Annotated in this window: 17 protein-coding genes and 1 pseudogene; 4 read left to right on the top strand and 14 right to left on the bottom strand. The window is 69.2% G+C overall.

Annotated features, from left to right (window positions below):
* Nucleotides 1–46: 46 nt before the first annotated feature.
* From OHU89_RS16075 to OHU89_RS16060, 4 genes are all read right to left on the bottom strand, one after another.
* Entirely contained in the window at nucleotides 47–3,190 is a 3,144-nt protein-coding gene (locus tag OHU89_RS16075; protein ID WP_405643452.1) for a type I restriction endonuclease subunit R, read from the bottom strand.
* Nucleotides 3,183–4,433, bottom strand: coding sequence for a restriction endonuclease subunit S (locus OHU89_RS16070; protein ID WP_405643450.1), 1,251 nt, complete (start codon nucleotides 4,431–4,433; stop codon nucleotides 3,183–3,185). Before OHU89_RS16070 ends, OHU89_RS16075 begins: the two co-directional genes overlap by 8 nt.
* The gene (locus tag OHU89_RS16065; protein WP_405643447.1) at nucleotides 4,430–6,175 is read right to left on the bottom strand and encodes an N-6 DNA methylase; all 1,746 of its coding nucleotides are present in this window, start codon (nucleotides 6,173–6,175) and stop codon (nucleotides 4,430–4,432) included. The genes OHU89_RS16070 and OHU89_RS16065 overlap by 4 nt, the downstream gene beginning before the upstream one ends.
* 539 nt (nucleotides 6,176–6,714) lie before the next feature.
* Nucleotides 6,715–7,002 carry a GntR family transcriptional regulator gene (locus OHU89_RS16060; protein ID WP_405643445.1) on the bottom strand — a complete coding sequence of 96 codons (288 nt, stop codon included), beginning with the start codon at nucleotides 7,000–7,002 and terminating at the stop codon, nucleotides 6,715–6,717.
* A gap of 468 nt (nucleotides 7,003–7,470) precedes the next feature.
* Here OHU89_RS16060 and OHU89_RS16055 point away from each other — a divergent pair, with 468 nt between their 5' ends.
* Nucleotides 7,471–7,728, top strand: a complete 258-nt coding sequence (locus OHU89_RS16055; protein ID WP_405643442.1) for a hypothetical protein — start codon at nucleotides 7,471–7,473, stop codon at nucleotides 7,726–7,728.
* A 116-nt stretch (nucleotides 7,729–7,844) separates the two neighbouring features.
* Here the strand turns inward: OHU89_RS16055 and OHU89_RS16050 are convergent, their stop codons facing one another.
* From OHU89_RS16050 to OHU89_RS16035, 4 genes are read right to left on the bottom strand one after another with little or no spacing between them, the layout of a single operon-like run.
* Nucleotides 7,845–9,101, bottom strand: a complete 1,257-nt coding sequence (locus OHU89_RS16050) for a TIGR02679 family protein (protein ID WP_405643439.1) — start codon at nucleotides 9,099–9,101, stop codon at nucleotides 7,845–7,847.
* Nucleotides 9,098–13,249: a TIGR02680 family protein gene (locus OHU89_RS16045; RefSeq protein WP_405643437.1), complete on the bottom strand. Its 4,152-nt coding sequence runs from the start codon at nucleotides 13,247–13,249 to the stop codon at nucleotides 9,098–9,100. The genes OHU89_RS16050 and OHU89_RS16045 overlap by 4 nt, the downstream gene beginning before the upstream one ends.
* A 5-nt stretch (nucleotides 13,250–13,254) precedes the next feature.
* Nucleotides 13,255–14,484 (bottom strand): TIGR02678 family protein, encoded by a 1,230-nt coding sequence (locus OHU89_RS16040; protein WP_405643434.1) that lies wholly within the window; start codon nucleotides 14,482–14,484, stop codon nucleotides 13,255–13,257.
* On the bottom strand, nucleotides 14,481–16,076 hold the full coding sequence (locus OHU89_RS16035; protein WP_405643431.1) for a TIGR02677 family protein: 1,596 nt from the start codon (nucleotides 16,074–16,076) through the stop codon (nucleotides 14,481–14,483). Before OHU89_RS16035 ends, OHU89_RS16040 begins: the two co-directional genes overlap by 4 nt.
* A 212-nt stretch (nucleotides 16,077–16,288) precedes the next feature.
* Here OHU89_RS16035 and OHU89_RS16030 point away from each other — a divergent pair.
* Nucleotides 16,289–16,561, top strand: a pseudogene (locus tag OHU89_RS16030) (hypothetical protein); the annotation flags it as partial.
* 103 nt (nucleotides 16,562–16,664) lie between these two features.
* On the opposite strand, the gene OHU89_RS16025 reads toward OHU89_RS16030, so the two are convergent.
* From OHU89_RS16025 to OHU89_RS16010, 4 genes are all read right to left on the bottom strand, one after another.
* Nucleotides 16,665–17,000 carry a MazG-like family protein gene (locus OHU89_RS16025; protein WP_405643430.1) on the bottom strand — a complete coding sequence of 112 codons (336 nt, stop codon included), beginning with the start codon at nucleotides 16,998–17,000 and terminating at the stop codon, nucleotides 16,665–16,667.
* Nucleotides 17,001–17,065: 65 nt separating this feature from the next.
* Entirely contained in the window at nucleotides 17,066–17,704 is a 639-nt protein-coding gene (locus OHU89_RS16020; RefSeq protein ID WP_405643427.1) for a DUF305 domain-containing protein, read from the bottom strand.
* Nucleotides 17,705–17,774: 70 nt separating this feature from the next.
* Nucleotides 17,775–18,194, bottom strand: coding sequence for a DUF6153 family protein (locus tag OHU89_RS16015; protein WP_405643425.1), 420 nt, complete (start codon nucleotides 18,192–18,194; stop codon nucleotides 17,775–17,777).
* 183 nt (nucleotides 18,195–18,377) lie between these two features.
* Nucleotides 18,378–18,986 (bottom strand): DoxX family membrane protein, encoded by a 609-nt coding sequence (locus OHU89_RS16010; protein WP_405643422.1) that lies wholly within the window; start codon nucleotides 18,984–18,986, stop codon nucleotides 18,378–18,380.
* A gap of 100 nt (nucleotides 18,987–19,086) precedes the next feature.
* Between OHU89_RS16010 and OHU89_RS16005 the strand changes: the two genes are divergently transcribed.
* Together OHU89_RS16005 and OHU89_RS16000 are read left to right on the top strand one after the other, a co-directional pair.
* Entirely contained in the window at nucleotides 19,087–19,410 is a 324-nt protein-coding gene (locus tag OHU89_RS16005) for a nuclear transport factor 2 family protein (protein WP_405643419.1), read from the top strand.
* 67 nt (nucleotides 19,411–19,477) lie between these two features.
* On the top strand, nucleotides 19,478–20,458 hold the full coding sequence (locus OHU89_RS16000; RefSeq protein ID WP_405643416.1) for an aldo/keto reductase: 981 nt from the start codon (nucleotides 19,478–19,480) through the stop codon (nucleotides 20,456–20,458).
* Between the two features lie 93 nt (nucleotides 20,459–20,551).
* Here the strand turns inward: OHU89_RS16000 and OHU89_RS15995 are convergent, their stop codons facing one another.
* Both OHU89_RS15995 and OHU89_RS15990 read right to left on the bottom strand, forming a co-directional pair.
* Nucleotides 20,552–21,265 (bottom strand): ABC transporter ATP-binding protein, encoded by a 714-nt coding sequence (locus OHU89_RS15995; RefSeq protein WP_266893267.1) that lies wholly within the window; start codon nucleotides 21,263–21,265, stop codon nucleotides 20,552–20,554.
* Nucleotides 21,266–21,344: 79 nt separating this feature from the next.
* Nucleotides 21,345–22,814: an ABC transporter permease gene (locus OHU89_RS15990; RefSeq protein ID WP_405643411.1), complete on the bottom strand. Its 1,470-nt coding sequence runs from the start codon at nucleotides 22,812–22,814 to the stop codon at nucleotides 21,345–21,347.
* Between the last annotated feature and the right edge of the window lie 305 nt (nucleotides 22,815–23,119).

Genomic DNA, 23,119 nt, shown 5'->3' with positions numbered 1-23,119 from the left:
CCGCAGTGGGGTGGCCTGCTGGGGCGGGACATGCGTGCTGACGTGTCTAAGAATCCGCCTGCTGATCAACCGCTGCTTCGTAGAACGCATCCGCGAGGGCGACGATGATCGAGTTGATGGCCGGCCCGTCGGTGAAGAAGTAGTCAGCCATCATGTTGTGGGCGTCCTGGTTGTCTGCGACCGCCTCCGTGACGGCTGCTTGGAAGTCTGGTGACTCCACGAACTGCTTCTTGGAGTTCACCTTGGTCTGCCTGATCAGGTTCGGGTCGGCGAGCAACCGCTGGACGAGTCCCTGCACGAACTCCCTGACCTGGTACTCGGCGAACGATTCGGCGCCAAAGAGGTCGTTCATCTTGTCTATGACGACCTGGAGCGCGACGTACTTCGGATCCTTCTTCATTCCCGTGCCAGCGGCGCTGATGCCCTTCAGCTGCCCGTCGCCCACAAGCGAGATGTCGACCGGGATTGTCTTGTTGTGCTTGACCCCGACCAGCACCACATCGGAGAGATCCACGTCGGCCGCCCAAGCGGACTCGGCGATGACCTTCTCCAGCAGGCGCAGGAAGATCGAAAGCATCTCCATGTAGGGGTCGCCGTAGTCGACGATCTGGGACATGAAGTCATAGAGACGTACGTAGGTGGAGACATCCTTGCGGAACAGGTCGAGCGCCTGGAGCGTGACCTTGTCCTCCTCCTCGATAGCCCGCGCGTAGCGGCGCCGGAAGCCGTGCTGCGCCGGGCTGATCGCCGCCGAGAGCGCGTTGTTGCCCTTCCTGGTCACCCACAGCTCGGCGACCTTGCGAACGTCGTCCTCGGTGTAGATCCCGGCCTGGGCAAGCTTGTTAGCCAGGTGGACGACGACGTACGGATCGGTCTCGGTCTCCAGGGTCGCGTTCTTGAAGTACGGCTCGAAGGCTGCCTTGATGTCCTCGGGCTTGTTGGCGAAGTCGATGACGAACGTCTTGCGCTTCTGCTCCCCACCAGCGGTGCGATGGGTGCGGTTGAGCCGCGAGAGCGTCTGCACCGCGGTGACCCCTGACAGCTTCTTGTCTATGTACATCGCCGAGAGTAAGGGCTGGTCGAAGCCGGTCTGGAACTTGTTGGCGACCAGCATGATCTTGTACGTATCGCCCTTGAATGCGGCTGCCAGATCAGCCCCGGCGCCGGGGTTCATGTTGGCCTCGGTGAACTCGTCGTCCTTCGACGGCTGCGGGCCCCAGTCGCTGTGCCAGGTCTCGTCCTCGGCCATCGTCACCCCAGCGGAGAAGGCGACCAGGGCGCGGTAGTTGTACGAGGCGTCCTCGGTGCGGCGCCTGGCGATGTAGGCGTCGATGGCCAGCTTGTACTTCACCGCGGACTTGCGCGAGTCGGTCACCACCATCGCCTTCGCCCTACCTTCGAGGAGGTAGGCGACGTTGGCGTGGAAGTGCTCGACGATGATCTGCACCTTCTGGCCGATGTTCGTTGGATGGAGCTGCACCCACCGCATCAGTCCCTTGCGGGCGGCTGCCTCCTCAACCTCTCCCCCGTCACCGCTCTCGGCCCTGCCAGCGATCTTCAACGCGGTCTCGTAGGACTGATAGCCCTTGAGCACGTCGAGGATGTAGCCCTCCTCGATCGCCTGCTGCATCGAGTACAGGTGGAACTCGCGCGGCTTCCCGTCGGCGCCCTTGCGGCCGAACAGTTCGAGGGTCTTGTTCTTCGGCGTCGCGGTGAAGGCGAAGTAGGAGATGTTCTCCGACTCGGCCCGCTCGGTCATCTCCGATGCCAGGATCGACTCCACATCGATCTCGCCACCCTCCTCGATCTCCTTGACCTCCTCAGCGGTCAGCACCTGCTTCAGCTTTGAGGAGATCTGACCCGACTGGGAGGAGTGCGCCTCATCGGCGATGACGGCGAACCGCTTGCCCTTCAGGCCGGCGTCGGTCCGGATCTCGTCCAGCGCATGCGGGAAGGTCTGCACCGTCACCGCGATGATGAGCTCACCGTTCTTCAACGCCTGTGCCAGCAAACCCGACTTCGACTTCGCGCCGGCCTTACGGACGTCCTCGGGGCTGATAGTCGCGACGATCTTGCCGGTGCCGTCGATCTGCCGGATCGCATCCTGCAGCTGAGAGTCGAGCACGGTGCGGTCCACGACCACGATGACCGAGTCGAAGACCTTCTGGTCATCGACATGCAGCCGCGCCAGCCGGTGGGCCGTCCAGGCGATGGTGTTCGTCTTCCCCGACCCGGCCGAGTGCTCGATCAGGTACCGCTGCCCGACACCCTCCTCCTTCACCGACTCGACGATGTTCGTGACGGCCTCCCACTGGTGGAACCGCGGGAAGAGCATGCTCGTATGCCGCACCGACGTGCCGGTGGTGACCTCCCACTCCTCCTTGGTCTGCACGATCATCAGCCGACCGATGATGTTCAGCCAGGCGTGTTTCTCCCAGACCCGTTCCCACAGGTACGCCGTCGACGACCGTCCGTCCGAACCGGGCGGGTTGCCGGCACCGCTGTCGAAGCCGATGTTGAAGGGCAGGAAGTGGGTCCTCTCCCCCTCCAGCCTCGTGGTCATCGCCGCCAGGTCATTCGAGACCGCGAAGTGCACCAGCGCCCGGTGACCGAACGACAGCAACGGCTCCGGCCGCCCGTTCGTCAACGGATTTCGATCCTGCTTGTACTGGTTGACCGACTCGTCCAGCGACTGGGTGAAGTCGGTCTTCAGCTCCACCGTGGCCACCGGGAGCCCGTTGACGAAGAACACCAGATCGATACTGCGCTGGTCGGCTGTTGAGAAGTGCACCTGCCGTACCATCCGCACCCGCATCGCCTCGTAATGCGCCGTCGTGGTCTCGTTGAGCGACGTCTCCGGACGGAACTGCGCCATCTTCAACCGGCCACCGCCGATGTACTGCACGCCGTTGCGCAGGATGTTCAGCGTCCCACCGCCATGTTCCAGCGGCCGGTCGAGCGCCGCAGTAAGCACATCGAGGAACTTCGCCTTGGACCCCGCCGCCTTCAACGCCTTTTCGTAGGCCTGCCTCTGCGTCTTCTCCAGCCACACGAACAGGTCTGCAGGGAACAGCGCCCGCTCCCGGTCGTACTCACCACCGTCACGGTCGTTCTTCGAGTACAGCCAGCCGTGATTCCGCAGGTACTCGCAGATCTCAGTCTCGAAGACCACCTCGTTGTGGTCAGCCATCACGCCCCTCGCGTACGTCGATCTGACCCGTCACCGCAGCCGTGATCAGCGCTGACCGTCGTTCTCGGGCGAGCTCGATGAACCGCTCCGCCTCTGCCTTCGTGCGGTCGATCTTCTCTGTCTGTTCGTCGAGGTATGCGGCAATGAGTCGCTGTTCCTCAACGGGCGGCACCGGGACCTGGATTGCTCCCAGACGCTGATTGTTCAAGATCGGCACCCGGTTCATCTGTGAGGCAGCCCAAAGTTCACTTTTTGCTGCGCGCATGACGTAATACAGGTACCGCCCTTCCTCGGCCGGAATAATGCACGTAATCTGCTGATTAGTAGTCGCTGCCACAGGCAGGTAACCAACCGAACCCAGCGAGTACGCGATACATCCGACGAGAACCGAGCCAGCCGGGACTGGACGCATTTTGGACCAGCCGTCCGCCGTAAGCCATGCGCTAGCTCTCGTCTCTGAGCTCAAGTCCTGAGGACGGACCCATGGGCGTTCGTTCTCTTCCTCAGCGAAGTTGCTACGGTTGTCGGTCGGCGGGGTGGCGCCAGTCAAGAGCGTCCCGCACCGGCGGAGTGCTTTCACACTCCACCCTTCTGGGATGTCCCCGAGCCATTCAACGCCAGAATCAACCAGAGCCACCCCTGGGCTCACGCCCTTCGTCGCCGCCTCGGCGATGACACCGTCTCGGCGTTCATCGAGCATCTCGATCAGGCGCTGCTGCTCCTCGATGAGCGTGTCGATGTGGGCCGTCTCGCGGTCCAGGTAGTTCGCGATGAGGCGCTGTTCTTCGGGCGGCGGCAATGCGACGGGGAGAGCGCGGATCGCCGACACGTTGATGCGACGGAACGTGGAGCCGATCATCGCTGACTCGACAGCGTAGTTCGCTTCTGCCCCCACCAGTGCGTACCGCAGGAACGTCGGATCGACCTCCGAAGTCCTTCGAAGAAGGACCGTTTCCTGGCCAACAGCGAACTCGGGGGTACCTGGGGCCACAGCTGATACCAGGCCCACTGACACATTGCGGATGAACAACAAGTCACCGGTACGCGGCGCGCGGTCGGACGCGCGCAGATGATCAAAGAACTCCTGTGTCGTGTATTTGCAATCAGACAGGTCGACATATGCGCCCTGGCACTCTCGGATACTCGCGACCGGGAACCGGCGGTCATCGTCAACGAACGGGGCAGTGACATGGGCACAATCAATGACATCAACGAGCCGCCTGAGCGAAACAGTCGTGGTCATCCTTCGACCTCCCGCAACAGGTCGAGGATCTTGGCGACCTGCTTCTCCAGGTCGGCGTCGATCTCGGCGAGGGGGCGGGGCGGGACGTATTTGTAGAAGTGGCGGGTGAAGGGGATTTCGTAGCCGGTCTTGACCTTGGCCCAGTCGATCCAGGCGTCGGGGACGTGTGGCTTTACCTCAGCGTCGAAGTAGGCCTGTATGGCATCGAGTTTGCCGGCCGGGCCGGCGGTCGAGCCGCCGTAGGTGAAGGGCACGTTCTCGGTGTCGCGTTTCTTGGTGTCGGGCTTCGGTTTGCCCGTGCGGTCGGTGACCGGCTTGCCGTCCTCGTCAAGCAGGGGCCGCTCGACGGTGATGGTCCAGTAGCCGAACTCGTCGTTGCGCAGCACCTTGGAGGTGTCGGGGTCGGCGTCGGTGAAGTCGGCGTACAGCTTGACGATCTTGGCGCGGTCGGTGTCCCTGATCTCGCGGCCCTTGGCGCCGAGGTTCTTGCGCATCTTGGTCCAGAACGACGAGCCGTCGATGAGTTGGACCGTGCCCTTGCGGTCGGGGTGCTTGGTGTTGTCGAGGATCCAGATGTAGGTGGCGATGCCGGTGTTGAAGAACATGTTGGTCGGCAGGGCGACGATCGCCTCGACGAGGTCGTTCTCCAGCAGCCACCTGCGGATGCTGGAGGGACCGGATTCGGCGGCGCCGTTGAAGAGCGGCGAGCCGTTCATGACGATGCCGACGCGGCCGCCGCCGTCCTCGGGTGTGCGCATCTTGTGGGCCAAGTGGAGCAGGAAGAGCATCTGGCCGTCCGAGGTCGCGGGGAGTCCCGGCGCGAAGCGGCCGTAGGGGCCAGCGGAGTCGCGCTCCTTTTTGACCGCCTTGGCGTACTGCTTCCAGTCCACCCCGTAGGGCGGGTTGGACATGCAAAAGTCGAACTGGCGGCCCTTGAAGGCGTCGTCGGTGAGCGTGTTACCGAAGGCAATGTTGGTCGCGTCGTGGCCCTTGGCGAGCAGTTCGGACTTGCAGATGGCGTACGACTGCGGGTTGTACTCCTGGCCGTACAGGCTCAGCTTCGCCTCGGAGTTCTGGGCGAGCAGGTGCTCCTCCGCCAGGGAGAGCATGCCGCCGGTGCCGGCGGTGGGGTCGTACAGCGACCGGATGATACCGCCCTCGGAGAGGTCGACATCCTTCTCTGCGAAGAGCAGGTCGACCAGCAGCCGGATAGCATCGCGCGGCGTGTAGTGGTCTCCGGAGGTCTCGTTCGCGGCCTCGTTGAACTTGCGGATGATGTACTCGAACGCATCCCCCATGTCTGCGTTGGACACCACGTCGGGATGCAGGTCGACAGCGCCGAAGGACTTGACGATCTCGCGCAGGAGCCCGGCCTTCTCCAGGGCCAGGATCTCCTTCTTGAAGTCGAAGTACTCGAACACGTCCACGTCGGCGGAGAACCGGTCGATGTAGTCAGCGAGGTTGTCCACCAGCCCGTCCGCATCGGCCAGCAGGTTCACGAACTCATAGTTGGAGGTGTTGTAGAACCTCCGCCCCGTGGCCTTCTTGACCTCGACCTTGAGTCGGTTCGGGTTCTCATACCTCGCAGCCAGCTCCTGTACCGCCGCGCGGTCCGGCTCAAGTACGCAGTCGAGCCGTCTCAGAATCGTGAACGGGAGAATCACTGTCCCGTACTGGTTGGGGCGATAGGGGCCCCGAAGCTGGTCAGCGATTGACCAGATGAAGCTACCGAGCGAGCTCACAAGTTCCTCACGAGAATCGTTTAGCGGTGCCGATCACTTTGCCAGAGGCAGCAACCACCGTCCCATGGTTCAGCCATGGGACCCCCTCTTAGGCGGATCTCCAGAAGTTCTGTCGGTAATTGGTGGGGGGGGGCCAGGGGCTGGTCCAGGGGGCGGCGGTGGTCGGGAGTTGGCCAGGTAGTGCTTGAGAGCAGTCAAGACGAGTCCGCTGGGATTGCGGGCTGTAGCGAGTGCCGCACCACAGGCCCCGCAACGACAGCAGAACGTTACCGTCCGTAACGGTAGGGTCCAGTCCCCGCAACGGACTGCATAACCTCGGGTACTCAGTGGCGAACGCGTGGGCGGGCGGACGTTGCGGACACCTCGATCAAACGCCCGGCGAGGTCCATGTCGATGCCTCCCGCACCAGAGAGTCCCAACTCTCTCTACGCACAGCATTTCTGGATACGCGCTCAGCTGAAGCCGGACTGGATCGCCTGCGATGCAGGTCTGGCGCATCTTTGCCCGGCACGACTACCCGCCGGACCGAGGGAAGGCGGCTATCGGAGGGTTGGCTGGGTGGGTGTTTCGGCAGTGGGCGGCAGAGGGTCCGAGACGAACCACCCTCGCTGGGGAACGGCGTACACCCAGCCTTCCTCGGCCAGCAGGCCAAGCCCTCGCCGGACGGTCGTCCGTGCGATCCCGTACTGCTGTACGAGCTGGGCTTCACTCGGCAGCATCCGTCCCGGTTGCCAGTCCCCGCGCTGGATCTGCGCACGCAGAATCTCGGCCAGCTGCCGGTACGGGGTCAGCGGCGCACCGTGATCGATCTCAGCGTCAGGGTTCATGAAGTCGACGCTAAGCAAGGGAGGTGATAGATGCTCTTTGAGATACGTCTCGCGACGAGTCGATACAAGGCGATACCATGAGACTCAAAGAAACGCCCCGGCGGGAAGGGTGAGAGCTTCCGTGCCGGGGCTGAGCCGACTACGTAGGAGTCGACCTATGCGCAGCCTACTGGCCGCGATCCTGAGCCTTTTTCTGCCTGCCCGCGGTGCGCACCGCGCCACCGGAAGGCCACCGTCCCTCAGCTCCATTCCGTCTGCTCCCGCGCACCATCCCGCCTCTGCCGCCCGGCGAACGAGGCCGTACCCCGCGGACATCGTCCTCGCTGACGGTCTCCCCCTCGTCCGGCCCTACCTCGGCGTATGGGAACGCGAGCGGGACGAACAAGACCACAGGTGCCTGCAGCGGGGCCGGCGCCGAGCAGCCGTCCTCGCGACCCTCGGCCAGGACTACAGCCCGGCGGAGGTCGCATGAGCGCGAGGCGTTTCCGCAGCGTCGGTGTCGATCCGGCCACCGGTAAGGAGGCGTTCGTGGTCGCTCAGCCGGGCGGTTTCCTTGAGGAGCTGGCCGACGCGCACGCCCTCAAGGCTGCCGTCGTCCTGGCGACGGTTGTCGGTGCCGTGCTTGAGGGAGGCGAGGCGTCGGATGCCGAACTCGCCGCCTTCGTGCCGTCGTTGCACGCGGCGCTCGAAGAGTGCGTCGGGATCATGGTGGCTGACAGAACGTAACGGCGTGTAGGCGTCCCGCCGTGGCGCCGGTGGTCGGGTGCGATCTCGTCGGCGAAGCCCCAATGCCTCGCGGAGCCAAGGTCGCACCCGGCATGCGCCATACCGCTACGTTGACCTCAGGCGGCCAGGTCGGCGAGGAGCATCTCGAGCACGGTCTCCTCCTCGATCCGCACGCCAAGTTCGGTCAGGGCCACCGGCAGGCCGGGGTCCCACGACGCGGTGGCTGGTGTGCCGGTCAGCCGTGGTGCCAAGGGTGTGGCCGCGGCCGCCGTGAGGTAGTCGGCCGCCGTGTACCGCCACGGCCGCCACGGCACGCGCCGCAGCAGCGCCTCGGCAATGCGCAGCCCGCCCCAGTCGAAGTCACCGTGGTAGCGGAGCCGGGACCCCTGGCTGTGCAGATGGCGCAGCAGCGTGAGGGCGGCGGCCGACGGCTGGCCCTGGAGGCAGATCAGCGGTGCGCAGGCAGGCCCGTAGGTGTCGGCTGCCGTGGCCAGGACCGTTGGGTTCTCGCAGACGTACACGACCGAAGGCGCCGTTCGCGGCGGGCTATGCGTGAGCTGGCGCAGGGTCAGGACGGCTGGTTCGCCAGTGTCGGTCATCCAGTCCAGGGCTGGGGTGCCGCGCAGGCACAGGGTGAGGACGGTGGAGGACAGGGCGTCCCTGAGCAGGCCGGCCGAGGCCCAGGCCTCGCGGCGCCACTCGGCGCCGCTGCCGTCCAGGAAGCCCGACAGGGCGCGTACCCCGGACAGGACGAGGGTGGCCAGTGGGGTGCCGTCGTCGAGGGCGTGGGCGTCGCCGAGGGTGGTGGCCGCGAAGGCGGGCAGGGACACGGCAGGGTCGGCCGGCAGCGCCTGTAGAGCCGTCGCGGTGTCGGTGAGTAAGGTCTTCGCCGCTTCGGGGGTGCGGGCGAGGCGGCGTAGGAGACCCTCTCCGCGCAACCGGTCGGCCCAGGCCGACAGCTCGGGCCGTAGCGTGGCGAGGGGGGTGTACGCGTCCTGCCATGCCACCGCCTCACGTGCACGTATCTCGGCGAGGCGGTCGACCGGGCCGGTGAGCGTGGTCACCGCCGGGGCGAGGCCGTCGGGGCTGATGCCGGAGCGGCGCAGCAGATCGTCCACCGCGTTCAGGCGCACGGTCAGTGAGTGGCCGGTGCCGGGACTTCGGCCCAGCAGGCGTTCGGCGGCCGCGCGCTCGGCGGTGGTGGGGGCCGTCAACGTGACCGGGCCGGTGAGGGGTTCGTCCCGCTCCATGCGGCGGCGTATGCGCTCGACCAGCCAGACCAGGTCGGGGTCGCCTAGCAGGCGGCCGAGGCGGTCCCGGTCGACGCGCGCGCCGGGTTCCCGGACGAGGTCGGGGTGTTCGGGGCCGCTCACGGCCACAGCCCTCCCTGGTCGGAGCCGGACACCCCGGGGGACGCGGGTGCCGTCGCGCCGATTGAGGGCGCCGTCTGAGCCGGGAGGACCGCAAGACCGTGCTCCGGCTCGGCGCCTCGTACGCGCTCCGCCCCGTCCCACTCCCAGCGGGTCACCAGCACCGCCGCGATCTCGTCGACACGCGAGAGCTGGGCGATGGCGACGCCGGGGACCTGGGGGTAGCAGGCCCATTCGCGTTCGCTGGTCATCACCACGTCCAGGTCGAAGGCGTGCAGCAGGCCCAGGCACTTGGCGCGGGAGTCGTCGTCCACGCCCGCGAACGCCTCGTCCAGGGTGACCAGGCGCGGGGCGTCGGGGGCGGCGGTGGCGTAGTGGGAGGAGGCGGCGGCGAACAGGGGGACGGAGACGGCCAGGACGCGTTCGCCGCCGGAGGCGGGGCCGGTGGCCGGGACCCAGGTGCCGTGCTGGTGGCGTTCGATGCCGAACTCGTGCCAGGCGCGGTAGTCGAGCGCCGCGGTGAGGACCTCCAGCCAGCTGCCCGCCGCGTCGTCGGACTGCCGGCGGGCGATCTCGGCCTGCAGGAACTCCCCGACCGCAGTCCGGTCCTCGGGCGCCCAGGCGTCCGCGGACTGGCGCAGGCGTTCGCGTGCCTGGGCCAGTCCGGTCGGGGCCTTGCGCGAGGGGCGCCACACCAGGCGAAGTCGCATGCCGGTGGAGGTGGGGCGTTCCTGGAGTTCGGCGTTCATGGCCCGTACCTGGCGTTCGGCGGCGGCGATCAGTTCCTGAAGGGTGCCGGCGACCTCGGTGAGCAGGTGGGTTTCGAGGATCTCGCGTTCGTGCGCGGACAGGATGCGCGCCAGTTCGGTCGTCTCGGTGGCGAGGGCCGCGGCCAGTTCGGGCACCGTCCGGCGGCGGCCCTGGTAGACGATGTCGACGACCATGCCGTCCTCGACCATGCGGGCCGTGGCGGTGTGACCGCCTCGGGAGAGGGCGTCCTGGAGCTTCTTGTACTCCTCGCTGAGCCGCTTCTGTACGCGCTCCCAGGCGCCGTCGGAGTCGTCGGTGCCGGACGGACCCGACAGCTGCGCCTCGATGGTGCGGGCGAGTGCGACGGCCGGGGTGGCCGCCCATGGGCCGTCGTCCAGCGGGGGGACGGTCGTCTCGGGAAGAGCGACGGTCAACAGGCCGGTGGCCGCGAAGCGTTGGAGCGCGGCGATTGCCTCGGCGCGCGAGGCGGCAGCCTCGTGGACGTCCTTCTCCAGTTGCTCGATACGGCCCTCCGCATGGCCCACGCGCCGGCCGGCGGCGGTGTGTTCCTCGCGGGAGGTGCGTTGGTCGCGCTCGCACGTGGCCAGGGCCTCGGCGGTGGCGGCCAGGCGCCGCTCCAGCTCCGCGACCGCGGTACCGACGGTGGAGCGCAAGGTGGTGTGGCGTTCGTCGGCGGTGGCCGCCAGGCGGGCCGACTCCTCAGCGCGTAGAGCCAGTTCGGCGACTCGGGTGCCGGCTTGCTCGGCCTCTGTGCGCTCGTCGGCCGCCATGCGCGCGGCGTCGGTCCGCTCGCGCAGGGCGGGCCACAGTGCGGCGAGGACGGCGGTGTAGTCGGCCAGTGCCTGGCGGACGGCCGTCAGATGTGGCCGGTCGGTGGGCAGGTTGACGGCGGTCGCGGTGTCGGTGAGTTCGGTGGTGGCCTGGGCTTCCTGCCCGGCGGCCGCAGCGAGTTCGGCGGCGCGTTCGTCCTGGCGGGTGCGGGCCCGGTGGGCGGCGTCCGCGGCGGCCGCGGCCAGCGCGTGCGCGTGGCGCAGTGCGGCGTCGTCGGGGACGGCGGCCAGTTCGGCGTCCAGGGTGCGCCGACGCCGGGTCACCGTGGCCCGATCGGCCTCCGCTTGAGCCAACTCGCCTGCCAAGTCATCGAGTTCGCCCTGCAGTACGACGATCCGGGCCCGGCGCGCCTCCTCGCGGGCACCCTCGCCGACGTAGACGGCCGCCTGCTTCGACCAGCTACCGGTCAGCGCCCCGATCCGGAAGTGACCGTCCGCCGAAACCCACGTGCCTCCGGAGCCGCCGGGGCCGAGCCCCACCGCGGCGAGCAGGCGGGCCACAGTCTGCTCGCCCACCGCCACCGCCCGCGCGTCACCATGGTCCACAGCAGGGCGCAGCACGTCACCGAGGACCGGCCCGGCAAGCGGCGCGCCGGGCGCCAGCAGAACGTCATGCCCGTCGGCAGCCATGGCCGTGCCGTCCGGACGCACCCAGGCATCCAGCAGACCGGAGGCCTCCAACGCCGCCTCCAGGCCCGCTCGTTCACCGCCGGTGACATGGTCGTGGAAGTCGACCAGACGCCACAACGGCGCCCCGGGTGCCTGCTCGCGCACGCCAGGAGTGCGCGTGTGGGGTGCCGTGGGAGCGCGCTGGCCGCCCGCCTCCAGGTCCGTCAGTTCCCGTTCCGTCTCGGCGCGGCGGGCGGCGAGTTCCGTCAGGTGTTGGCCGAGGGTGGCCGTCCGGTCGGCCAGGTGAGCGGCCTGGGTGCGATGGGCGTCGGCGGTGTGCACCCGCGCGGGCGAGGGCCCTTGCAGGTGTGCGACCCAGTCCTGCAGGCCGTCCAGCAGGCCCGTCGGATCCTGGGGCCGCAACTCCTCGCACACATCGAGGTGTTCGCGTACGGCGGCCACCAGCTCCCGGCCCGCCTCGGTGGCGGCGGCCTCCGCCTGGGCCTGCCGTTCGGCGGTGTGCCCGGCCTCGGTCTGGGCCTCGTCCAGCCGCCGGGCCGCGGCGCGCCGTTCGGCACCTGCCTGCTCGGCGCGTGACGCGAGCTCCTCCACGTGATCCAGGGTGCGCCCCCTGCGCGCCACCGACTCCCCGGCCACGCGGCGCAGTTCGGCCTCCGGCGCGCCCTCGGCGCGCAGCTCGCCGTCCAGGTGCGCGGCCGCGGCCGCCTCCCGCTCGCGCGCCAGCATGTCCGCGACCTGCTCCTCGGCCGCCACCAGACGCCTGCCCGCGCTCTCCAGACGACCCAAGGTGCGGGTATGGGCCTGGGCGGCCTGCTCCCGGTCCGCCTCGGCGCGGGCCACATCGGACGCTGTGCGGCGGGCGTCGGCCGCCGCCTGCTCCAGCTCGCGCGCGCTGCGCATTTCCGGGCCCTCGCGCAGCGCGGCCTCCTGCGCCTTCAGCCGCGTGGCACGCTCCTCCAGCTCCATCAGCCGTACGGCGATCCGCTCCCGCTCTTCCTCGGCCTGGGCCCGCTCGCTCTGGGCCTGCGCGAGGTCGCGGCCCAACTGCTCGTAGCGGGCGTGCTCATGGCGGGGCAGCCGGGCTCGGCGGCGGGTGGCGACACGGGCGTAACGGCGGTAGTGGTCCAGGAAAGCGGACGCCGCACGCTCGGCCTCGGTGGCCGCCCGCAGCTCCTCCTTCTCCTCGTCCAACGACCGGAACGCCTCGGCCACATCGGCGATCACCGCCTGGTCCATCGGCGGCAGCGCCTCGGTCAACGCACGCGACAGTGCCGCCTCGTTGGGCCGCTTCGACAGCTGCGGCTGACGCAGCTGGATCAGCAGGTCCACCAAGGCCGCGTACCGCTGCTCACCCAGCCCGAACAATGCCTCGTCCACCGCCCTGCGATACGCGGTGGCGGTGTCGTACACCATGCCGCGACCCGCGAGCGCCTCCGCCAGCCGGTCCCGCGACAGGGCGGTGCCGGTCGCGTCGAGCAGGCTCAGTTCGGCGCCGATGCGCTGGTCGGTGACGGCGTACCAGTGACGGGCGATACCGCGGCCCGCCACCGCCTTCAGCCCGCAGGCCAGTGTGATGAAGCGGTCCTGTCCAGTGGTCTCGTCGTGGCGGCCGAACTCGATCCAGGTGTAGCCCAGCCGCTCGGGGTGCGGGTGCTGCCCGCCCAGCAGCAGGTTCCACTCCATGCGCTTGCCCGGGTCGGCGTCGGGCTCCACCCGCCGCGCGGACAGATCGCCGTCCAGGAGGAAGGGCAGGGTCAGGGCGAGGACCTTGGACTTGCCGGTGCCGTTGTTGCCGCGCAGCAGCAGCCGGCCGTCGCGGAACCAGAACTCCTCGGTGTCGTAGTAGAAGAGGTCCACCAGACCGATGCGCAACGGTCGCCACCGGCCGGGCGCGGGGGAGGGCAGGGCGGCGGCGGTCACGGCCATCACGCCTTTCGCTCAGAGGTGCGGGGGCGGGGGACACCCGGTTCTTGTACGACGGTTTCGCCGACCGCGTACCGGGCCAGCGCCGGCAGTGGGACGACGCCACCGGGCACGGCGGTGACCAGGCCCAGCGCGGTCAGCTTGGCCAGTGCCTGATCCACCAACTCGCTCTCCGCTCCCGGCTGCTTGGCGCTCTTGGACCAGAACCCGCCGTGCTCGACGGCCAGTTTCCGCACCCTGCCCTCCAACTCCGCACGGTCGACGGCGCCGCCCGCGCTCGCGAGGTGCTCGGCGAGCAGCAGGGTGACGTGCCCGTGGGTGCCCTGCTCGGGCATGCGGACGTCGGTCAGGTCGTCCAGCGGGTCGACCATGGCGATGCCCTCGGCCCGTACCTCCGCGACCAGGCCGGTCAGTTCGGTGATCCGTGCGGTGATGAAGGCACGCTGCCGGGTCAGGTAGGCCAGCTCCTCGTCGGTCAACTCGTCGTAGTACAGCACCGGATCGTCCAGCAGGCGCCGGGTCAGCCGCTGGCGGATGGCACGGAAACGCAGGTCGTCGCTGTCCAGGGCGCTTTCGGCGGTCAGTTCGGACAGTCGGTCCTCGAAGCTGTCGGCGCCGATCATCGACGGCCCCTGGCGGGCGGCGAGCAGCCCGGCCAGCACCCGGCGCTGGACGTCGTAGAGCACATCGCCCGCCCCGCTGACGTAGGCCTCCTCGTCCCCGGCCACCCGGCGCAGCACCCCGTAGCGCATGAGCAGCCGTACCACCGCCGCCAGATCCAGCCGCTCCTCGCGTCGCTCCAGCGTGAACTCGATCCCCGCGGCGGCCAGCTGGGGATCGGCGGCGTCCAGGACCACCTGCTCGGCGAGCCGGCCGAGCGCGATCTGCGCCTCGCCCCGCTCCAGCGCGGCCAGCGCCAGGCACAGCAGCACATAGCGGCGGCGGGTGAAGGGCGCGCGGGCGCGGGAGGCCTCGCGGGCCGGATGGGTGGCGTCGGTCAGGGTGCCCGGTGTCCGGCCCAGCCGGGCCGCCTCCGCGTCCACCCTCAGCGGCCAGCCGGTGTTGCGGTCGAACCAGTCGCGCAGGTCGCCGGCGTGCCGACGTACCAGGCGGAACTCGTCGGCGTTCGGTCCGTGCGCCAGCAGCAGCGGCTCCTTCAGCAGAGCGCGGGCGGCCTTGTGGAACTCGGCGGCGCGCCGGTTGTCCAGCACCTCGCCCAGGGGTGTGGTCATCGCTCCCCTCCTGTGGGAATGCCTTCGGCGCGCACCTGACCGGTCCGGGTGAGATCGGTGATCTCGACCAGGTGGTCGGGGCCGCGGAAGGTGCCGCCGGGGGTGTGGATCTCGGCCGTCGTGCCGTCCGCCAGGGCGGTCAGCCGGATCTCCATCGTGCCGTCGTTGCTGGTCGCGACGGTGGCTGTCATGCCCGGCCGCCAGGTGGCCAGGGCGTCGCCGAGCAGTTGCAGACAGAGGCCGAAGGCGAGTGGGTCGAGTGCGCCCAGTGCGGACAGCCGTGTGGTGCCGTCCGTCGCGAGGCGGGCGCGAGCGGCCGCGATTTCCTGCGTCTGCTGGGCGGCGATCTCGGCCAGGCGCCTGCGCTGCTCGGAACGGTCCTGCACCCGGCGGGTCTTGCCGCGCCGTTCGTAGCTGCCGGTGCGGCGCAACTGCGGGCTGATCCGCAGGGGTTCGGCCTCGGCCCACGGAGTGGCGGCGGCCACCGGGCGGGCGGCACGCTGTTCGAGGGTGTCGGCGTCGACGGTGAGGTGCCGTGCCGGATACAGCCCGAACGCGGCACGCCACAACCGGTGCCGCGCCGCGTCGTCGGGGGCCTCGGCGAACCAGCGGGCCAGGGTGCGGAAGTCCGCCGAGCGGTCCGAACGCCCGGCCCGCCGCTCGTTCAACTGCCGCACCACTGCCAGCAGTTGCGGGATCGCGCCGAGAGCGCGTCCGCGCAGCAGGCGGGCCTGCGACTCGCGGCCGTCCGCCGACACGAACCAGGCGGCCAGCCCCGACCACCGGGCCACCCACCGCGCGTACGCCTGTGCCTCGGCACTCTCGACCTCGCCCGGGGCGGCATCGGCGGCCTCCCGCGCCGCCGCCAGCCGCAAGAGCGCACCGGCCCGGCCCTGACCCTCCAACTCGCCGATCAGCAGGGCGATCCGCCCGCCCAGAGTGATCAGGTCCTGGATGAACCGCTCCAGGTACTGGATGAGGCGATCCTTGTAGGCGAGGAACACCTCGACCTCCACATCGTGCAGGTCGATGGTGCGCTGCAGGGAGCCCATGAACGCCCGCGCGTTCTCCGCCAGCGCCTCGAACCGGCTCGTCAGCGCGGACAGCGCCAGATGGGCCTTGGCCGCGTCCGGTTCGCCCTCCTCCTGCTCGGCGGCGATCACCAACAGGGCTCGCAGTTGCGTGACGATGTCGTGCAGGGCCACCGCCTGCAGCGCACCGCGCCGCCCCAGCGCCTCGTCATAGGTGGACAGCGCCAGCTCGGCGGCCTCGCCGGCCTGCGTGAGCTGGTAGATGAAGCGCTTGCGGTAGAAGTCCTCGACCGCGGTGACCCGCGAGGTATCCGGATCCGCCCGCAGATTGCCCCACTCCACGAGACTGTCCAACGCCTTGATCACCGCCTCCGGCTCGGCGGGCCGGTGCTCCGGCGGCAGCGCCGCGAACACGTCCTCGGGCCGCAGATGGACCGCGAAGCGCTCCTTGGCGGCCAGGAACGCGCCCATCACCCGGCGGTACAAGGCGGCGTTGGGCACGGTGAGGTGGGCGAAGGGCGCGTACCCGGCCCGTGCCGGTCCGGAAGGCGTCGACATCATCGTTGGGGCATTCTTCCCGACAAGGGCCCCGGTTCGGCAATTCTCGCCTGACCTTCACGCAGCGTCGTCACTGATCCCGGAGCTAGGCTGACGCACCGTAACCGCAAGTGCATCACCGCAGCAGGGCGGAAGACCATGGACGGCATTCTCACCGAAGCGAAACTCAAAGCGCTGGCCGGCGCCCGCTCCTTCGAACGTGGGCGTGGGTACCTGCCGACGACCGACAGTGGCTGGCGCTCGCCGACCGGATCCGCGGCACCCGTCCCGCCGACGCGCTCGCTGTCTATCTGCGCCTGGCGCAGCCACTCATCGGGCAGACCGGCAACGCGGTCTACGCGGAGTTCGTCGGCCTGTTGGTGAGCATCCGCGAACGCCATCGCCTGCTGGGCACGCAGGATGAGCTCACCGCGTACGTCACTGCCCTACGCGGCGCCCACGGACGAAAGCGGAACCTGATGCGCCTGATGGAGCAGCACGGTTTGTGAGGCGGACCGGTCCCACGAGGGTGAGGTCGACCATCAGGTGACCGAAGCCGGCCCTCGCGGACCAGCCGTATGAAGGCGCACCACGCGCGCGACTGACCGTCCTCTAGGACGCACCCAGCGACCGTTCCACGACCCGCGTCAAATGCCGGTCGAACACTTCCCGCGTATTCGGCGTCAGCGTCCGCAGCGCCACCAGCGCCGTGATCACGACATCGCAGAGTTCGCTCTCGACGTCCTTCCACGTGTGGGTCGTGCCCTTGCGCGGGTTCTGGCCCGTCGCTCCGATGACCGCCTGGGCGACCTCGCCGACCTCCTCCGACAGTTTCAACATCCGTAGGAGGAGGGCTTCTTGGCCGCTCAGGGGTTGGCTCGTGTCCAGCCAGGTCCACAGGGCGTCGATGCCCGCCCAGACGTCGGCCGTCGTGTCGCGATCGTTCATGGGCGCAGCTTGGCATGCGCCACTGACAGCCGGGGGAGGCCGTCGGCCTCCCCCGGTTCACCGGGTCAGCCCTTGCCGAGGAGCTTGTTCATCTCGGTGATCTCAGCGGTCTGGCCCGTGATGATGTCATCGGCCATGGCGGTGGCAGCGGCGTACCGGCCCTTCGTCTTCTCCGTCTCGGCCATGTCGACCGCGCCCTCGTGGTGCTCGACCATCATGGTCAGGAACATGGTGTCGAAGCCCTTGCCGGAGGCCTTCCCCAACATCTCCATGTCCGCGTCGTCCATCATGCCGGGCATGCCGGACTGCGAGCCGTGGTCCATGCCGGGCATCGACGCGCCCGCCTCCGGGATCTCCTCGCCCCAGGACTTCAGCCAGCCGGACATGGTCTTGATCTCCGGGTCCTGAGCCTTCTCGATGCGCGCGGCGAGAGACTTCACCTCGGCGGACGAGGCCCGGTCGGCGGCGAGTCCCGCCATCTCGAGGGCCTGGCGGTGGTGGGGGATCATGCCCTGCGCGAAGGAGACGTCCTGGGCGTTGTGGGCGGCGGCGGTGTCGGCCGACGGGGACGACGAGGTGCCGTGGCTGCTCCCATGGCCGGCGTCGCCGCTGTCGCTGTCGCTGTCACCACAGGCCGCCAGGACGAGCGCGGCGGTGACGGTCGCCGCCATGAGGGCAGCGCGGCGTGTACGGGAGGTGCTCATGCTTGAACTCCTGCTGGATGAAAGGGATCTGGACATGCCGATGCGCACACCGAGGTGCGCGGCGTGGTGTCTAGATCCGCAGGAGTTGGAGTTCCGCCAGCGACGGTGGCGCCCGGGCGCCTTCCGGGTCGGAGCCGGCGTACGCGCGCGGTGATTCGTCTCGTACGACGATGGCGACCGCGTCGGGCACGAGCGCGGGCAGCGTCGGCCCGCCGCTCACCGAGGCCGCCGAACAGGTCGTGTCGGCATGCGTGACGTGGCCCGAGCCGCAGTGGCCCTCTCCGGCGCAGTCGCCGTGGGGCGCGGACACGGAGACGGAGACGGCGGCCATGGGCGGCGGGGTGTGCGGGTGCTCGGCGGCGACGGCCGCACCCGGTGCCAGGGCGTGCATGCCCATGAGCCCCGCCAGCAGAGCCAGCACGAGCAGCGCCCGCCACCGCCACCGGGGCGGCGATGCGGGGTGGTGCTCGGGGCCGTTCACGGGGGTCATCCTAGGCGGAAGCCGGGAAGTGACTGTGCGCGGGCTGCGAAACCCCACGTGATGGCGGCGAGCGAGATGGCTGGGCCTGCGTCGCCCTTCGGCCCGGCGGTGCATCCTCCTCCGGGCCCGGCCCGTGCCCCGGCTCCGTGCCCCGACAGCCGACCCGTGCCCCGACAGCCGCCCGTGCCGTCCTTACTCCCCGAACAACGCCTCCTGCGCATCGAACTGCTCCGCCTGCTCCTCCCGCTCCTTCTCCTGGAGCCTGCGGTTGCGCGCCCCCACGACCACCGCCGTGGCCGCCGCCGTCACCGCGAGTGCCGTGGGGACCATCCAACCCCGGTCGAACACGTGCCCGATGGCGTGGTCGAGGGAGAGACGTCCCGGACCCGCGATCGCGAGCCCCGTCGCCGCGAGGCCCAGGGTCGCCGCGTACTCGAAGCCGCCCTCGGCGTTGAAGAAGCCGTTGGGCGTGTGGACGGTGGACGCCCCCGCCATCGCACCGGCCGCCGCCGCGCCCGCCGCAGGTGTCGCCAGGCCCAGGGCCAGCAGCGTGCCGCCGCCCGCCTCCGCGAGGCCCGCCGCGGTGGCGCTCGCCTTGCCGGGCGAGTAGCCGACGGACTCCATGAACTGGCCGGTCCCCTCGATGCCGTGGCCGCCGAACCAGCCGAACAGCTTCTGCGCGCCGTGGGCGGCCAGCACGCCCCCGGTACCCAGCCGGAGCAACAGCAGGCCCAGATCGCGTCGGTCGTAGGAAGAGGCGTGTGAGGTCACGATGACTCCCGTAAGAGATGGACGAAACATCCCCCTCGCGTTTCCACCGTCGCACTCCTGACACCTCTCGGAGTCACCCGCGCCGCCGTTCGGGTGGCGGGCCCGGGGGAGCGGTGTGAGTCTGGCTGCCATGACGATTCAGACCGGCAAACTCAGCGACCCCGCGGTCCGCGCCTTCGTCAACGCCGTCAACGCGCACGACCGCGACGGCTTCATGGCCCTCCTCGCCCCCGGCGCGACGATGTCGGACGACGGCTCCGACCGTGACCTCGACGACTGGACCGACCGGGAGATCTTCTCCTCCCACGGTCACATGGAGGTCGACAACGAGTCCCGCGGCGGCCACGACCTCATCGCCCGCTACAGCAACGACACCTGGGGCGAGATGCGCACCAAGTGGCACTTCGAGGTCGACGGCGACAAGATCACCCGCTTCGAGACCGGCCAGGCATAGCGAGGCCCGACAGGTTCCGCGAAAGCCCTTGCCTTGAAGTGCGCTCCAAGCCCTAGCGTCTCGACCCATGGAGACGAACAGGACTTTGGGCCGTGGCGGCATAGAGGTCAGCCCTCTCGGCTTCGGCTGCTGGGCCATCGGCGGTGAGTGGTCCGACCTCGGCGGACAGCCCCTCGGCTGGGGCAAGGTAGACGACGACGAGTCCGTACGGGCGATCCACCGCGCCCTCGACCTCGGCGTGACCTTCTTCGACACCGCCGACGTCTACGGCACCGGGCACAGCGAGCGGATCCTCGGCCGCGCCCTCGGCAAGCGCCGCGCCGACGTGGTCGTCGCCACCAAGTGGGGCAACCTCTTCGACGAGGACACCCGCGTCCTCAACGGCCAGGACGCCTCCGAGGAGTACGCCCGCGAGGCCCTCACCGCGTCCCTCGCCCGCCTCGGCACCGACTACGTCGACCTCTACCAGTTCCATCTCTCCGACGCCCACCCCACCCATGGCGCCCGACTCCGCGAGATCTGCGAGGAGTTCGTACGCGAAGGGCTCATCCGCGCCTACGCCTGGAGCACCGACGACCCCGCCCGCGCCGCCGTCTTCGCGGAGGGCGAGCACTGTGCGGCCGTGCAGCACGCGCTGAATGTCATGCAGGACGCCCCTGAAATGCTGGCGCTGTGCGAGGACTTGGGACTCGCGAGCATCAACCGCAGCCCGCTGGCAATGGGATTGCTGGCCGGGAAGCGTCAAGGGCCGCAGGACGCCGGCGACATCCGCAGCAGGCCGCCGGCCTGGCTCCCGGGCTTCGGGGGCGGCTCCGAGGCCGACCCGCAGTGGCTCGCCCGGATCGACGCGCTCAAGGACATCCTCACCAGCGAAGGCCGCACCCTCGCCCAGGGCGCCCTGGCCTGGATCTGGGCCCGCAGCCCGCGCACGATCCCGATCCCGGGCTTCCGTTCCGTGGCCCAGGCCGAGCAGAACGCGGGCGCGATCGAGAAAGGGCCGCTCACCGTAGAGCAGTTGACCGAGGTCAACCAGATTCTCGAACGGTGAGCGACCCAACCTAAAGGGGCGCGGGGCTGTATCGAAATGCGGCTCAGCCGCGTGGGCGCGACCAGCCCCCACGCACCCGCGGACGAACGACGGCTAGTACCCCTGCCCGCCGAACTGCTGCGCATACTGCTGCCGCTGATCCGTCAGCGTGATCTGCCCCGCCTTGATGGTGGCCAGACGCGGGGACTTCTTCGCGATCGACGAGTCATGGGTGACCATGATGAAGGTCAGCCCGTACTCGTGCCACAGCCCTTCCAGCAGCGCCATGATGTCGTCACGGGTGCCCTCGTCGAGGTTGCCCGTGGGCTCGTCGGCGAGGAGCACCTTCGGCTTCTTCACCAGCGCGCGGGCGATGGCCACCCGCTGCTGCTGACCACCGGACAGCTCCGACGGCGCGTGGCTGAGCCGCTCGCCGAGGCCGACCGAGCGCAGTGCCTCGGCCGCCCGCTCGCGCCGTTCGGCCGGCTTCACGCCGAGCGGGACCAGGGCCGTCTCGACGTTCTCCTGGGCGGTGAGCGTCGGGATGAGGTTGAAGGACTGGAAGATGATGCCGATCTTCTCCGCCCGCAGCCGGGTCAGCTTCGCCTCGCTGATCTTCGCGAGGTCGACGCCGTCCAGCTCGACACTGCCCTCGGTCGGCCGGTCCAGGCCGCCGATCATCTGCAGCAGGGTGGACTTGCCGCCACCGGTGGGGCCCTGGATGACGAGCTGGTCGCCGTCCTCGATGGTGAGGTCGACGCCGCGCAGCGCCTCCACCGTGTCCTTGCCCCGCGAGTAGCGCTTGGTGACGCCGGTCAGTCTGTACATGGGGTGCTCTCCATAAGTAAGGGGGGCGGGGCGCCGCGACCCGGGGGGAACGGACACGGCGCCCCGGCTCGGGGCAGGGTCAGGACACGCTGCGCAGCGCGTCCGCAGGCCGCATCCGGGAGGCGCGCCAGCCGCCCATCGCGCCGGCGATCAGACCGCCGGTCACCGCCAGGCCCACCGCGAGGGCGATGGTGGTCAGCGAGACGGGCGCGGACAGCGCGATCTCCATGGTGTTCTGCGTGGACTGCTGGCCCGGACCGCCGCCGCCGGGGCCGCCGCCCATGCCGTCACCGCCGCCGGAGCTGCCGAGCTGCGCGGTCAGCTTGGGGCTGATCGAGGTGACGGTGTACGCGGCCGCGAGGCCGAGGCCGATACCGAGGGCGCCGCCGATCAGACCGTTCACCATCGACTCGCCGACGACCTGCCGGGTCACCCGGCGGCTCGGCCAGCCGAGCGCCTTCAGCGTGCCGAACTCACGCACCCGGCGGGACACCGCCGAGGAGGTCAGCAGCGCGGCCACCAGGAAGGCGGCGGCGAGCACCGCGATGGACAGCCACTTGCCGACGCTGGTCGCGAGGTTGGAGGCGGTGGACAGGGAGCCGGAGACGGTCTCCGCGAGATCGGCCGAGGTCGTCACCGTCGTACCGGAGATGTTCTTCTGGATCGTCGACTTGACCGAGTCGATCTGCTTCGAGTCGGTCGCCTTGACGTAGATCGTGGTGACCTGGTTCTTGGCGTCGGCCAGCGTCTGGGCCTGCTTCAGCGGCAGGTAGACATCGGTGGTGGACTCGCTGCTGGAGGCCGTCGCGATACCGATGATCGTGTACTTGGTGCCGGAGATCTTGAGGGTCTTGCCGACCTTGTACGAGTTCTCCTTGGCGTACGACTTGCTGAGCACCACGACCTTCGCGTCGGTCTGCGAGGCCGTGAAGGTCTTGCCGGAGGTGATCTCCATGCCGGCCAGCGGGCCGAGGGTCTGGTCGGTGACGTCGACGCCGGCGACCGAGTAGGAGTTCACGTCGAACGAGGCGCCGCCGCCCTGCACCTGGGGGGCCGCCGTGCTGTTGCCGCCGCTGCCGCCGGGGCCGCCCTGGCCTTGGGACTGACCGCTGCCGGTCGTGGACTGTGCCTTGCCCTGCGTGAAGGAGCCGTCGACCTTGGTGACGTTGAGGGTGATCGCGCCGACCGCGTTCGCCACGCCCTCCTGCTTGGCGACCTTGGCGACGAGCGCGGCCTTGAGGGCCTGGCCGCCCTGCGTCATCACACGGTCGGAGCTCTGCTTGTCGTCGCTGTCGTTGGAACTGGCGTCGAATTCGAAGTTCGGTCTGCCCGAGCTGTTGTCGGTCGGCGCCGACCTGGCCTTGGTGACCGTCATGTCGGTGCCGAGGCCGTACAGCGACTTCAGGACCTTGTCCTGAGCCTGAGACATGCCGGCCGACACCGAGTTGACGGTGATGACCAGCGCGATACCGAGCGCCAGACCCAGTGCGATGACCAGGGCGGCCTTCTTGCGCCGGCCCAGCTCGCGCTTGAGATAGATGCCAAACATCCCGTTCCTCAGAGGTTCTTGGCGCCCGCTGTGGGCGCTGCCTCAAGGTAGGGACCTTGCATTGCGGAGCCGTGAGTAAGGGATGTGCAAGGCCTGAGAAGGGATGTGCAAGAGCTGAGAAAGTGCGCGGCAGCCGTTCCACCCACCGGCGCGTACTCCGCGGTCCCGCGCGGAGCCCACCCCCATCCGGTGCGGTGGAACGACTGCCGTCTCCCCCCTCGGTTTGGTCTGCGTAAGTGCCTTGTTCCAAATGTGAAGCTCTGATGGAGGAGATGTAGAGCATAAGTCCGCCACCGGCCCATATG

The sequence above is a fragment of the Streptomyces sp. NBC_00019 genome (assembly GCF_045041015.1).
Lineage (GTDB): Bacteria > Actinomycetota > Actinomycetes > Streptomycetales > Streptomycetaceae > Streptomyces.
The sequence above is the reverse complement of the archived record's forward strand: the minus strand, read 5'-3'. Positions and strand labels throughout refer to the sequence as shown.

Excerpts from the sequence above, each read along its gene's own strand:
- OHU89_RS16075 (WP_405643452.1), bottom strand. The coding sequence starts at position 3,190 with ATGGCTGACCACAACGAGGTGGTCTTCGAGACTGAGATCTGCGAGTAC.
- OHU89_RS15995 (WP_266893267.1), bottom strand. The coding sequence starts at position 21,265 with ATGTACAGACTGACCGGCGTCACCAAGCGCTACTCGCGGGGCAAGGAC.
- OHU89_RS16070 (WP_405643450.1), bottom strand. The coding sequence starts at position 4,433 with ATGACCACGACTGTTTCGCTCAGGCGGCTCGTTGATGTCATTGATTGT.
- OHU89_RS15990 (WP_405643411.1), bottom strand. The coding sequence starts at position 22,814 with ATGTTTGGCATCTATCTCAAGCGCGAGCTGGGCCGGCGCAAGAAGGCC.
- OHU89_RS16020 (WP_405643427.1), bottom strand. The coding sequence starts at position 17,704 with ATGAGCACCTCCCGTACACGCCGCGCTGCCCTCATGGCGGCGACCGTC.
- OHU89_RS16010 (WP_405643422.1), bottom strand. The coding sequence starts at position 18,986 with ATGTTTCGTCCATCTCTTACGGGAGTCATCGTGACCTCACACGCCTCT.
- OHU89_RS16025 (WP_405643430.1), bottom strand. The coding sequence starts at position 17,000 with ATGAACGATCGCGACACGACGGCCGACGTCTGGGCGGGCATCGACGCC.
- OHU89_RS16055 (WP_405643442.1), top strand. The coding sequence starts at position 7,471 with ATGAGCGCGAGGCGTTTCCGCAGCGTCGGTGTCGATCCGGCCACCGGT.
- OHU89_RS16000 (WP_405643416.1), top strand. The coding sequence starts at position 19,478 with ATGGAGACGAACAGGACTTTGGGCCGTGGCGGCATAGAGGTCAGCCCT.
- OHU89_RS16040 (WP_405643434.1), bottom strand. The coding sequence starts at position 14,484 with ATGACCACACCCCTGGGCGAGGTGCTGGACAACCGGCGCGCCGCCGAG.
- OHU89_RS16035 (WP_405643431.1), bottom strand. The coding sequence starts at position 16,076 with ATGATGTCGACGCCTTCCGGACCGGCACGGGCCGGGTACGCGCCCTTC.
- OHU89_RS16005 (WP_405643419.1), top strand. The coding sequence starts at position 19,087 with ATGACGATTCAGACCGGCAAACTCAGCGACCCCGCGGTCCGCGCCTTC.
- OHU89_RS16060 (WP_405643445.1), bottom strand. The coding sequence starts at position 7,002 with ATGAACCCTGACGCTGAGATCGATCACGGTGCGCCGCTGACCCCGTAC.
- OHU89_RS16015 (WP_405643425.1), bottom strand. The coding sequence starts at position 18,194 with ATGACCCCCGTGAACGGCCCCGAGCACCACCCCGCATCGCCGCCCCGG.